Consider the following 12,404-nt stretch of genomic DNA (forward strand, 5'->3'; position numbering starts at 1 on the left):
CGCCCCTTCCATGGCCGTTTTCACCGAAGTCAGCCCCGCACAGGCCCAGGCCCTGCTGGATCATCTCCACCTGGGGCAGCTTGCCTCGCTGCGCGGCATAGGCGCGGGCATCGAGAACACCAACTACTTCGTCGACTGCACTCAGGCCGACGGGCATCTGCACCGCTACGTACTGACGCTGTTCGAGCGCCTGACGGCGGAACAGTTGCCTTTCTACCTGCGGCTGATGCAACACCTGGCCCAGTGTGGCGTACCCGTACCCGAGCCGCATGCCGATGCCGGCGGCGAGATCCTCTTCGAGGTGGCGGGCAAGCCCGCAGCCATCGTCGACCGGCTGCATGGCGGCCACCAACTGGCTCCCGACGCATTCCACTGCCAGCAGGTCGGCGCGACGCTGGCCCGCATGCACCTCGCCGGTCGGGACTTCGCCCTGCACCAACCCAACTTACGCGGCCTGGCCTGGTGGCGCGAAGTCACGCCACAGCTCCTGCCTTTTCTGGATGCGTCCGAGACCGAGCTGCTGCAGAGCGAGCTGGCCTACCAGGAACAACTGGCCGCTTCGCCCCGCTATGCCGACCTGCTGAAGCATCACTCCGGACCCATCCACGCCGACCTGTTCCGCGACAACGTCATGTTCGAGCCGGGCGAGGGTCCCGGCCGTGAGCGGTTGACCGGCTTCTTCGACTTCTACTTCGCCGGCTGCGACACCTGGTTGTTCGATCTGGCGGTCTGCCTGAACGACTGGTGCATCGACCTGACCGACGGCCGCCTTATCGAGGAACGCGCCGCCGTCTTCGTCTCGTCCTACGAGAGCGTGAGGCCGCTGTCCGGCGCCGAGCACCGGCTGCTGCCTGCCCTGCTGCGCGCGGCAGCGCTGCGCTTCTGGCTGTCGCGGCTGTATGACCTGCACCTGCCGCGCGAAGCCAGCCTGCTCAAGGCCCACGACCCCCGCCACTTCGAACGGGTGCTGCGCGAGCGCATTGCCAACCCCTGGCATGCCATGCCTGAGAGGACCGACGCATGAGCACGACGATGCAACTGCACCTCCAGAACGTACCGGCGCGCAACGGCCGGCTCTGGATACGCCACGGCTTCAAGGTCTTCCAGCGCCAGCCTCTGGCGCTGGCAGGGCTGTTCGGCCTGTTCCTGTTCGCGGGCTTTGTGGCCATGCTGATCCCCGGAGTCGGCCTGCTGCTGACCATGGCCTCGCTGCCTCTGCTGTCGCTGGGTTTCATGCTGGCCACGCACCTCGTGCTGCAGAAGAAGATGCCGACGGCCGGCGTCTTCGTCGCACCGCTCAAGCTGACCGCCGAGCGGCGGCGCAGCCAACTGCTGCTGTGCCTGGGCTATGCCGGCGCCATGCTGGTCATCGGCCTGCTGGCTGACTGGATCGATGGCGGCAGCACCCGCGACCTGCAGAAGCTGATCGCCGACAACGCCGACAACGCCAACAGCGAGGCCATCGCCAACGCGGCCACCGATCCGCGCCTGTTCTGGGGCCTGGCTACGCGCATGGGCCTGATGGGACTGCTGGCAGTGCCTTACTGGCATGCGCCGGCGCTGGTGCACTGGGGCGGCCAAGGTGTGGCACAGGCCCTCTTCTCCAGCACGCTGGCGCTGTGGCGCAACAAGGCCGCGTTCGCGCTCAACATGCTGCTGTGGGGTGGCCTGCTAATGGGCGTGGCCGGCGCCGTCAGCCTGGTGTTCGCGCTCATCGGCCTGGCCCAGGTCACACCCATCGTGCTGATGGCCGTGGGCCTGATGCTCTCGACGGTGTTCTACGCCTCGCTGTACTTCAGCTTCGTCGACTGTTTCATGTTCGGCGCACCGCAGGACGTGCTCGACAGCGACAACTGATACCCGACCGCCCCGGGTTTTCACGAGGGCGACATGCAAGCCTCCTAGATTGCTGCGGTCTTCACCGCACGGGCAGTCTGCCGCTTCCATGTCCCAATCCAACGCTCTCCCCCGCCGCCAAGCCCTGAAGTTCCTGGGCGTCCCCCTGATGCTGCCGCTGGGCGGCACCGCTCTCGGCGGGCTGCTGACCGCCTGCGGCGGCGGCAGCGACGACAGCACGCCCGCGGCGAGCTTCGCTTCCGCCAGCTTCGTGCCCATGGCCGCGCCCAGCCTCGCCGCACCGGCCGACATGGCCAAGACGCTAGTCAACTCGACATTGATGGTCAAGTACAGCGACGACAGCACGCAGGGCTTCTCGCTGGCCTATGCCCCCTTCTTCACGACCGGCGACCTCGTCTCCGACGGCAAGGGCGGCACCCTGCTGGCGGGCGGCTATGTCGACTTCGCCGGCAAGCCCATCGTCGACACCACCGTGGCCGGCAAGGAGCGCCAGTTCTTCAGCGACTCGCCGGACGGCACCTCCCTGCTCAAGCTCGACAACCCCACCGTGACCGGTATCAAGGGCAAGGCCGTTTTCGCCGTCGTGCAGTTCGAATACACGACCTGGGCTCAGGACGGCAAGACCGACATGTACGGAAAGCTGCCCTCGCCCATCGCCGTGCTGACGCTTGACCAGGACCAGACCAGCGGCAAGCTCTCACTGGTGAAGTACCACAACGTGGACACCGCACCGGCCATGGGTCTGTGGATCACCTGCGGCTCCAGCCTGTCGCCCTGGGGTACCCACCTCTCCAGCGAGGAGTACGAGCCCGACGCGTTCACGATCGCGTCCAACACCATGTTCAAGGCCTACAGCCAGAACCTGTTCGGCGACGCCAGCAAGGCCAACCCCTACCACTATGGTCACCTGCCCGAGGTGACCGTCAACCCCGACGGCACCGGCACCATCAAGAAGCACTATTGCCTGGGTCGCATCTCGCATGAGCTGATCCAGGTCATGCCCGACAACCGCACCGCCATCATGGGCGACGACGCGACCAATGGCGGCTTCTTCATGTTCGTGGCCGACAAGGAGAAGGACCTCTCCGCCGGCACCCTGTACGTGGCCAGGTTCGGCGCCGGCTTCTCGCTCGACACAACCGCGGCCGGCGCGGCCATCAACTGGATCAAGCTCGGCTCCGCCACCAGCGCGGAGATCAAGGCGCTGGCCGACACGCTGAAGGCCACAGACATCATGGACGTGGCCACCACCGACCCGGCCGACGCGACTTACACCAAGATCTGGTTCAGCGGCAAGCCGCAGTGGGTCCGGGTGAAGGCCGGCATGGACAAGGCCGCCGCCTTCCTGGAGACGCACCGCTACGCCGCGCTAAAAGGTGGCTCCATGGCCTTCACGAAGATGGAGGGCACCACCGTCAACGTGAAGGACAAGGTCGCCTACTCCGCGCTGCAGAACATGCAGAGCTCCATGGTGCGCGGCAACGCGGCCTGGAACGAGGCCTACAGCATCACCATCGAGAAGGCGCTCAACGCCGGTGGCGTGCTGGCCCATACGCTGAGCACGGGGCAAAAGGACACGGCCGGCACGGCCATCAACAGCGACTGGGTGCCCTCGCTGACCAAGACGCTGCTGATCGGCGAAGACCTCGCCTCGGCCGACGCGCTGGGCAACCTCTGCAATGCCGACAAGGTCGCCGCGCCGGACAACCTGAAGTTCTCGGAGAAGCTGCGTACCCTCTTCATCGGTGAGGACAGCGGCTACCACGTCAACAACTTCGTCTGGGCCTACAACGTCGATACCAAGGTGCTGAGTCGCCTCGTGTCCATGCCCTCCGGCGCCGAAGCCACCGGCCTGGGTGTGGTAGACGACCTCAACGGCTGGACCTACATCACAAGCAACTTCCAGCATGCCGGCGACTGGGGCACGCCCCTGCACAACGTCGTCAAGGCCACGCTGGACCCGCTGGTGCGTGCCAACTTCAAGGACCGCTTCGGCGCCCAGGTGGGCTATCTGACCGGCGCCGTCAGCAGCATCACGCTGGCCAAGAAGCCGGTCTAGCGCCTCGGGATTGAGTACGTACCGGTCGCGTGGGCGACCGGTTCGTCCTCACCTTCGGAATAGATATAGACCTCACCCACGGCGAGAGCCTTGCCCAACTTCAGCAGCCGGCAGCGCGCCACGACGCGCCTGTCGGCCCGCGGCTTGCGCAGGAAGTTGATGGACAGGTTGGTCGTCACGGCCAGTGGCACGATGCCAATATGCGCTAGGATGGCGATGTACAGCGCCACGTCGGCCAACGTCATCATGACCGGGCCCGACACCGTACCACCCGGTCGCAGCTCACGCTCGCCCACTGGGTGGGTGACGACGACACTGCCGTCCTCGTCTAGCTCCTCCAGCGTGCATCGGTTCTGCGGGAACTCGGTCTGCAAGAAGGCGGCGAGCTCGGCCTGCGAGGGACGGGGGTCGGTCATAGCGATTTGCAAGGATTTGCGTAGAGGTCGACGGCGAGCCTAGCACCGCAGCAGAATCGGCCCATGGAACTTGCTGACAGGGGATTCACGGGCTCCATCCCCCAGCTCTACGAGCGTTACATGGTGCCGCTGATCTTCGAACCCTACGCGGTCGATCTGGCGGCGCGCGCCGCAGCGCTGCAACCGGGCACGGTGCTGGAGATCGCCGCCGGAACCGGCGCGCTGACGCGCCGCCTGGCGGCCGAGCTGCCACCACGCACCCACATCGTCGCCAGCGACCTGAACGCCACCATGCTGGACATGGCCACCGCACTCCTCACTGCCCGACCAGTGCAGTGGCAGGTCGCCGACGCCATGGAGCTACCCTTCGCCGACGCGGGCTTCGACCTGGTGGTATGCCAGTTCGGCGCCATGTTCTTCCCCGACAAGGCGCGGGCCTATGCTGAGATCCGGCGTGTGCTGAAGCCGGGTGGGTGCTTCGTCTTCAACGTCTGGGACCACATCGACAGCAACGAGCTGGCGCGGGCCGTCATGGACGCGCTCGCCCAGGCCTTCCCGGACAACCCACCACGCTTCATCGCCCGCATTCCGCACGGCTATCACGACATCGAGCAACTGCGGGCTGACCTCGCCCAGGGCGGCTTCGAGCACGACGCGGACATCATCACGCTGCCGCTGCGCGCGCGCGCCGAGTCGCCGTCCGGTCCAGCCCTCGGCTTCTGCCAGGGCACGCCGCTGCGCGGCGAGATCGAGGCTCGCGCGCCCGGGCGGCTGCCGGAGCTCACGGCCCACGTCGCCCAGGCCATAGGCGAGCGCTTCGGCGTCGGTGCCATCGACACGCTGATGCAGGCCCACGTCATCATCGTCGGCCGCTGAAAACACGCCACCGCAGGCGGTGTGCGCCCACCGAAGGCCTGCCTGCACGGGCGATGCTGCGAGCAGTCCCGTCTCCTCGGGGCCGAGTCCTCACGGCCCAGACTCGCCCGCGCTCAGCGGCGCGAGGCTGGGGGAGCAGTCAATCGACTGGCGTGAGCTTGGCTACTGACAGCGCCAGCCATTTCGTGCCATGACGGCCGAAGTTCACCTGAGCGCGTGCATCCGTACCCGAGCCCTCCAGCGTCAGCAGCACGCCCTCGCCAAACTTGTTGTGGAACACGCCCTTGCCGACGCGCAGGCCGCCGTGCTCCTCGGAGACCTTCTGCCGCATGCTGGCCGGCACCGGTGGTTCCACCCAGGCTGCCTTCTCCACGCGACCCGCACCCACCATGCCCTTGAGCCCCGTGCCGCGCTCCCAGGCCTGCTGGTATTCGCGCGCATAGCCCGAGCCGAAGCCCTGATTGCGCGGCGTGAGCCACTTCAGCGCCTCCTCGGGCAGCTCATCGAAGAAGCGGCTCTTGACGTGGTAACGCGTCTGGCCATGCAGCATGCGCGTCTGGCAAAAGCTGAGCGACAGCCTCTTGCGCGCCCGCGTGATGGCCACATACATCAGCCGGCGCTCTTCTTCGAGCCCGTCATGGTCGGACATCGCGTTCTCGTGCGGAAACAGGCCCTCTTCCAGGCCCGTTATGAAGACCGCGTCAAACTCCAGACCCTTGGCTGAGTGGACCGTCATCAACTGCACGGCATCCTGGCCGGCCTGGGCCTGATTGTCACCCGCCTCCAGCGATGCATGCGTCAGGAAGGCCACCAGCGGCGACATGATTTCGCCGGTCTCTGCATCAGGCACCGCGCCGGGCGAGCCCGTGGACTGAACGCTGGGAGCCACCTCGTCCACCGGCAGGCCCACAGCGTTCTTGCCGAAGCCCTCCTGCATGACGAAAGCCTCGGCTGCGTTGACCAGTTCGTCCAGGTTCTCCAGCCGCTCGGCACCGTCTTTGTCAGTACGGTAGAAATCCAGCAGCCCCGAGGTCTCCAGCACCTGCTCGATGATCTCGCGCAGCGTCATGCCCTGTGTCAGGTTTCGCGTCGAGTCGACGAGGTTCGTGAACGCCAGCAGGTTGGCACCACCCTTGCCAGGAATCGCACCCACGCTCTGGTAGAGGCTGCGGCCCGAAGCCTTGGCGGCATCCTGCAGGTTCTCCAGCGTCTTGGCGCCAATGCCGCGAGTGGGGAAGTTGACGACGCGCAGGAAGCTGGTGTCGTCATTGGGGTTCTCCAAGAGGCGCAGATAGGCCAGCGCATGCTTGACCTCGGCGCGCTCGAAGAAGCGCAGGCCGCCATAGACGCGGTAAGGGATGCCCGAGTTGAACAGCGCCGACTCAATGACGCGCGACTGCGCATTGCTGCGGTACAGGACGGCAATCTCCTGTCGGTCCAGCCCGCCTCGGTGGAGCTGCTGGATCTCCTCTATCAGCCACTGCGCCTCGGCGAAGTCGCTGGGTGCCTCCTGCACGCGAATCGGCTCGCCCAGGCCTGCGTCGGTGCGCAGCGTCTTGCCAAGACGCTGGCTGTTGCGACTGATCAGCTCGTTGGCAGCGTCCAGGATATGGCCGAAGCTGCGGTAGTTCTGCTCCAGCTTGATGACCTTCTTGACACGGTACTCGCGCTCGAAGTCCGCCATGTTGCCGACGCGCGCGCCGCGAAAGGCATAGATGCTCTGGTCGTCGTCGCCCACGGCCAGGAGGCTCTGACCGGTACCCGCGCCCGGCGGGGCGAACATCTTCAGCCACGCGTACTGCAGCTTGTTGGTGTCCTGGAACTCGTCGACGAGGATGTGGCGGAAGCGGTGCTGGTAGTGCTCGCGCACAGCCGGGTTGTCTCGCAACAGCTCATAGCTGCGCAGCATCAGCTCAGCGAAGTCGACCACGCCCTCGCGCTGGCACTGGTCCTCGTAGTTTGCGTAGATCTCAACCAGCTTGCGCGTCTGCTCGTCTCGCTGCTCCACGTCGCCCGGGCGCAAGGCCTCTTCCTTGCAGCCCGCAATGAACCAGCCGACCTGCTTTGGTACGAAGCGCTCCTCGTCGAGATTCATCGCCTTGATGACGCGCTTGACGGCGGAGGTGGTGTCGCTGGCATCCAGGATCTGGAAGGCCTGCGGCAGGTGGGCCAGTTTCCAGTGCGCACGCAAGAAGCGGTTGCACAGGCCATGGAAGGTGCCTATCCACATGCCGCGCACGTTGAAGGGCAGCATGGTGGAGAGCCTTGTGAGCATCTCCTTGGCGGCCTTGTTCGTGAACGTGACGGCCATGATGCCGCCAGGGCTGACCTGGCCTGTCTGCAGCAGCCAGGCGATGCGGGTAGTCAGCACTCGGGTCTTGCCCGAGCCGGCGCCAGCCAGGATCAGCGCGGGTTCAGGAGCCGCCGTGACGGCGGCAAGTTGCTCGGAGTTGAGATGCTGGAGAAGGGGACTGTGCAGTGCAGCAGCGTCTGGCGCAGGGGTCATCACCGCATTTTAAAGAGCCCCCCTCCCCGTCCGGTTTCGTTACCGCGGACCGGGCTTTACTTGGTGGAAACCCTAGATTTCATGGCAGCATGGTTGCGTGATCGCCCCGTTAACGGCGTGCGCCACAGTGATTCATCCCCAACGCTGGTCGTTGGGGTTTTTTCTTGCATTCAGGAGTAACCCCATGTTTCGAACCCTTGCCGTCGCAGCCGCTGCCATCGCCCTCGCCTCCCCGCTGGCTGTTCATGCCCAAGACAAGCAGGACGGCCTGTGGCACGGCGACGCGAGCCTTGGCGGCGCCCTGTCCAGCGGTAACAACGACAGCATGACGCTGTCCGTCAACGCGAACACCAGCCGCGCCACCACCCAGGACAAGATCAGCCTCTACGGCATCGGCAACTACGGCCGCACCAAGGTGGACGGCGTGAAGACCACCTCTGCCGACCTGCTCCGCCTGGGCGGCCGCTACGACTTCAACCTGAGCCCTGACTGGTTCGCATTCGGCGCAGCAGAAGGCGAGACCGACAAGGCCGGCGCCGGCGTGCGCGACCGCTACAGCCTGAACGGCGGCATGGGCTATCACGTAGTGCGCGACGAGCGCAACACCTTCGACCTGTTCGGCGGCGTGGGTTACACCGACACCAGCTTCATCGACGGCACGTCCGACAGGGGTGCGCAGGCCCTGCTGGGCGAGGAGTCCAAGCACAAGCTGACCGACACGACCTCGTTCAACCAGCGGCTGACCTACCACCCCAAGAGCGGCGACCTCGGCACCCGCGTGAACCTCGACGCCGGCCTGTCGACGCAGATCAGCGGCGGCTGGACGCTCAATACCGGCTTGTCGAGCCGCTACAACAGCGAAGTCCCGGAAGGCCTGAAGAAGACCGAGAACCTGCTGACCGTCGGGTTCGGCTACAAGTTCTGACACACCTCGTTGGCAATGGCGGCAGGGGCTACCTCCGCCGCACCTTGCCGGCCCGCCCGGCCTTGGACCATTCATAGGCTTCGCCGTCGGGCGTCCTGCCGCCTTCCACTGCCGCCACGCCGGGCTGGCCCACGTGGTCTTCCAGCTCGGTAGAGATGCTGACGTGGCGATGACCTTGCCTGCGCCGATCCTCCGCGCAAGCCAGGGCCTGCGTCAGCTCCGCACTGCCGAAGAACTGGCAGGCCGGACCTGCCGACTCGCCCTCGCCTTCCAGCCAATACACCACGATGCCCAAGCGGCTTCTCCATTGCGACGAAGTCCGCAGCGTAGCCGTCCCGCCAAATGATTGCCAAAAGCAATCATTTTTCCGATGATGGGCCGCATGAACACCTCAGCCCTTGCACAAGACGTTCGTGCCTTCAACCGTTTCTACACGCGTCGCATCGGCGTGCTCGCACCCACGCTGTCGGGCAGCGACTTCAGCCTGCCCGAGGCGCGCGTGCTGTGGGAGCTGGCCCATCACGCACCACTGAGCGCAGCGGCACTCAGCAAGCGCCTGCAGCTCGACGCCGGCTATCTGAGTCGCCTGCTGCGCAGCCTCAAGGCCCGCGGCCTGCTGGCCGGGCAGGCGCACCCGAGCGATGGTCGCCAGACCCTGCTCAAGCTCAACCCCGCTGGCAAGAAGGCCTTCGCGCCGCTGGACCGCGACAGCCAGGCCGAGACGGAGGCGTTGCTCGCGCCGCTATCCGCCCCGCAGCGCGAGGCGCTGGTCGGCGCGATGTCGAGCATCCAGGCGCTGCTTGAGCCCGATGTGCAGTCGCCCGTCGAACTGCGCCCTCAGCAACCCGGCGACCTGGGCTGGATCATCGAGCGCCACGGCGCCGTCTACGCGGCCGAGTACGGCTTGGACGCTCGCTTCGAGGCTCTGGTGGCCCGTATCTGCGCGGACTTCGTCGACCGCTTCAAGCCTGGACGCGAGTCCTGCTGGATTGCCGCGCGCGGCCCGGAGCGGCTGGGCAGCGTCATGCTCGTGCAGGCCCGCGACGAGGCCAGTGGCCACGCGCACCCTGGCGTCGCGCAGCTCCGTCTGCTGCTGCTGCAGCCTCATGCCCGCGGCCTGGGTGTGGGCAAACGCCTGGTGCGCCAATGCACCGATTTCTCGCGCGCAGCCGGCTACCGGCGCATCGTGCTGTGGACGCAGAACGCACTGACCTCTGCACGGGCCATCTACGCAGCCGAGGGCTATCGGCTCGTCAGCAGCGAGGCTGTCAAGAGCTTCGGCCAGGCGGTCGTCAGCGAGCGCTGGGAACTGAAGCTCTAGGCAGCCGCCGCACCATTGCCGTGCATCGAGCCTTCCCTCCGCACCCATGCGGGGCTGGCGGCCAACGATGGTCCCGCCCGGCCGTGACGTGCTTCTCGTCCCGAGGCACCTTCCCGCTGGCATGCGAATTGCGCCGCCCCCGCGCATGACAAGCCTTCCGGACGCCAGCGCGCAGACCGTTTCCGCCCCTCCCGGCGCACGGCGGCTGCGTGCTGTCGATGGGGCCGCCCGCCATCCGGAGCTCGAGCGCGCCGCTGGTTTCGGCCAGTGGTGGCACGACCCACAGACCGGGCTGAGCCTGCTGTCCCCAGTCGCCGCCGAGTACCTTGAGGTGCCCGGCACCACGAGCGCCAACCTCGACGCCTGCTTCAGCCATGTGGTGGACGACGACCTGCCGGCGCTGACCAGGCTGTGGAGCGGCACACAGGCACCGCAACCGCTGGACGTCAGAGTCATCGGCCTCGCCCGCGGCATGCGCTGGCTGCGCGTGACGCCGCTGCCGCCCGACCCCGCGCGGCCTTGCTGGCGCCACGGCCTGCTGCAGGACGTCACAGCCCTCACCCACGCGGCCGTGCGCGAGCGCCTGGGCTATGCGCTGACCGAGTACCTGATCGGCACCCACACGCTGGAGGACGCGATCACCAACGTCATCCAGCTCATCTGCAGCAACCTTGGCTGGGAGTGGGGGGCCTACTGGCGCATGGAAGCCGGCGACGACGCTGGCGGGCAGCTACGCTGCAGGCAGTCCTGGCACGCGCCGGACAGTGAGCTCGACGCCTTCAGCACCGTCAGCGCGGCGCTGAGCATGGCGCCGGGCGAGGGCCTGGTCGGCCGTGTCTGGGCCACGGGCCAGGCCGAATGGGTCGAGGACATGAGCACCGACCCGCGCTTCTTGCGTCGAGGTGGCGCGCAGGCCTGCGGACTGTGGTCAGGCTATGTCTTCCCGGTCACTTACGTGTCGGACAACGGTGAGCACCATCGCCCCGGCGTGCTGGAGTTCTACAGCAGCCTGGCCCGCCAACCCGAGGCCCAGTTGCCCAAGGTGTCAGCGACCATCGGCGCGCTGATTGCACAGACCGCCCAGAGGCTGGAGACCGAGGCCGTCATCCATCGCCTGGCCCAGGTCGACGAGATGACCGAGCTGGACAACCGCTCGCATTTCTACGTCCAGCTCAACCGCCACTGCGCGCAGAGCCACCGGCTGGGCCGGCGCTTCGCGCTGATGTTCATCGACCTGGATCGCTTCAAGCCGATCAACGACGCCTTCGGCCACGAGGCCGGTAACGCACTGCTGCAAGAGTTCGCCCGACGGCTGCGCGATCTGGCACCGCCACCAGCTCGAGTCGGCCGCCTGGGCGGTGACGAGTTCGCCGTGCTGGTGCCCGACAGCGGTGACGGACAGGCACTGGCAGCCCTCGTCGACGCCATCCTCGCCGCCGCGACCCGGCCGTTCGCCTACGAGGGCGTAGCACTGACCGTGTCGGCCAGCATCGGCGTCAGCCGCTTCCCTGACAACGGTCAGACCGGGCCCGAGCTGCTGCGTAGCGCCGACGCGGCCATGTACCGCGTGAAGCAGAACGGCCGCAACGGAAGCAACGTCTTCTCGACCAGCAGCCCTGACACCCTGGCCCAGCAGCGCACCCGGCTGGCCCGGCGCCTGGCCATCGAGACCGAGCTGCACGAAGCGTTGCAGACGCAGCAGCTGCGCCTGGTCTATCAGCCGATCGTCGACATCGCCTCGGGCGCACTGCACGGCGCGGAGGCCCTGCTGCGCTGGACCAAACCCGACGGCAGCAGCGTGCCGCCCGACATCTTCATTCCCATCGCCGAGCAGAGCGACCTCATCGTCGATATCGGCCGCTGGGTACTGGGCCAGGCCCTGCGCGACCTGGCCTCGCTGAAGGGCGGCGCGCTGCAGCGGCTCAAGGTCCACGTCAACATGGCCGCGTCCGAGTTCACAAGCAGCGAACTACCCGGCATGATCCAGGCCATGTCAGCTGGGCTGACGGTGCCGCCTTCGCAGGTCGTTCTGGAGCTCACCGAGGGCATGCTGATGCGCCAGCCCGAGCAGGTCCGCCGCGTCATGCACCAGCTGCGCGAGATCGGCTTCGAGATCTCTCTGGACGACTTCGGCATGGGTCACTCCTCGCTGGCCATGCTGAAGAGCCTGCCCATCACCTCGCTGAAGATTGACCGCAGCTTCGTGCACGACCTACCCACCGGCGAGCGCGATCGCGCCATCGCACGGACCATCGTCGACCTTGGCCGTCATCTGCAGCTTGAGGTCATCGCCGAGGGCATCGAGAGTCCGGCACAGCTGGAAGTGTTGAAGGACTGCGGCTGCGGCTATGGTCAGGGGTGGCTGCTGGGGCGGCCGTTGCCGCTGGTTGAACTGGTCGAGGCCTTCCCTGATGGCCGTTCGCGCAAGCCGAACGGCTAGAGTG

10 protein-coding genes are annotated in these 12,404 nt (G+C 66.7%); 7 read left to right on the forward strand and 3 right to left on the reverse strand.

What is annotated here, in order from left to right; genetic code table 11:
* Positions 1–10: 10 nt before the first annotated feature.
* From QM732_RS16010 to QM732_RS16020, 3 genes are all read left to right on the forward strand, one after another.
* Positions 11–1,024, forward strand: a complete 1,014-nt coding sequence (locus QM732_RS16010; RefSeq protein WP_415657099.1) for a homoserine kinase — start codon at positions 11–13, stop codon at positions 1,022–1,024.
* A complete protein-coding gene (locus QM732_RS16015) occupies positions 1,021–1,857 on the forward strand; it encodes a BPSS1780 family membrane protein (protein ID WP_415657100.1) in 837 nt (278 codons plus the stop codon). Before QM732_RS16010 ends, QM732_RS16015 begins: the two co-directional genes overlap by 4 nt.
* An 88-nt stretch (positions 1,858–1,945) precedes the next feature.
* On the forward strand, positions 1,946–3,916 hold the full coding sequence (locus QM732_RS16020; protein WP_415657101.1) for a PhoX family protein: 1,971 nt from the start codon (positions 1,946–1,948) through the stop codon (positions 3,914–3,916).
* Here the strand turns inward: QM732_RS16020 and QM732_RS16025 are convergent.
* Entirely contained in the window at positions 3,913–4,332 is a 420-nt protein-coding gene (locus tag QM732_RS16025) for a PaaI family thioesterase (RefSeq protein ID WP_415657102.1), read from the reverse strand. The two genes, QM732_RS16020 and QM732_RS16025, sit on opposite strands and share 4 nt — an antisense overlap.
* Before the next feature lie 63 nt (positions 4,333–4,395).
* Here QM732_RS16025 and QM732_RS16030 point away from each other — a divergent pair, with 63 nt between their 5' ends.
* Positions 4,396–5,208, forward strand: coding sequence for a class I SAM-dependent methyltransferase (locus tag QM732_RS16030; protein ID WP_415657103.1), 813 nt, complete (start codon positions 4,396–4,398; stop codon positions 5,206–5,208).
* A gap of 139 nt (positions 5,209–5,347) precedes the next feature.
* Here the strand turns inward: QM732_RS16030 and QM732_RS16035 are convergent, their stop codons facing one another.
* Entirely contained in the window at positions 5,348–7,714 is a 2,367-nt protein-coding gene (locus QM732_RS16035; RefSeq protein WP_415657104.1) for a UvrD-helicase domain-containing protein, read from the reverse strand.
* Between the two features lie 184 nt (positions 7,715–7,898).
* Between QM732_RS16035 and QM732_RS16040 the strand changes: the two genes are divergently transcribed.
* Positions 7,899–8,639, forward strand: coding sequence for a YdiY family protein (locus QM732_RS16040; RefSeq protein ID WP_415657105.1), 741 nt, complete (start codon positions 7,899–7,901; stop codon positions 8,637–8,639).
* Between the two features lie 28 nt (positions 8,640–8,667).
* On the opposite strand, the gene QM732_RS16045 is transcribed toward QM732_RS16040, so the two are convergent.
* Positions 8,668–8,925 (reverse strand): hypothetical protein, encoded by a 258-nt coding sequence (locus QM732_RS16045; protein ID WP_415659398.1) that lies wholly within the window; start codon positions 8,923–8,925, stop codon positions 8,668–8,670.
* 96 nt (positions 8,926–9,021) lie between these two features.
* Between QM732_RS16045 and QM732_RS16050 the strand changes: the two genes are divergently transcribed.
* Together QM732_RS16050 and QM732_RS16055 are read left to right on the forward strand one after the other, a co-directional pair.
* On the forward strand, positions 9,022–9,960 hold the full coding sequence (locus tag QM732_RS16050) for a bifunctional helix-turn-helix transcriptional regulator/GNAT family N-acetyltransferase (protein ID WP_415657106.1): 939 nt from the start codon (positions 9,022–9,024) through the stop codon (positions 9,958–9,960).
* A 145-nt stretch (positions 9,961–10,105) separates the two neighbouring features.
* On the forward strand, positions 10,106–12,400 hold the full coding sequence (locus tag QM732_RS16055; protein ID WP_415657107.1) for a putative bifunctional diguanylate cyclase/phosphodiesterase: 2,295 nt from the start codon (positions 10,106–10,108) through the stop codon (positions 12,398–12,400).
* The last annotated feature ends 4 nt before the right edge of the window (positions 12,401–12,404 follow it).

The sequence above is a fragment of the Roseateles sp. genome, assembly GCF_047654805.1.
In the GTDB taxonomy this organism is placed as follows: Bacteria; Pseudomonadota; Gammaproteobacteria; order Burkholderiales; family Burkholderiaceae_C; genus Pelomonas.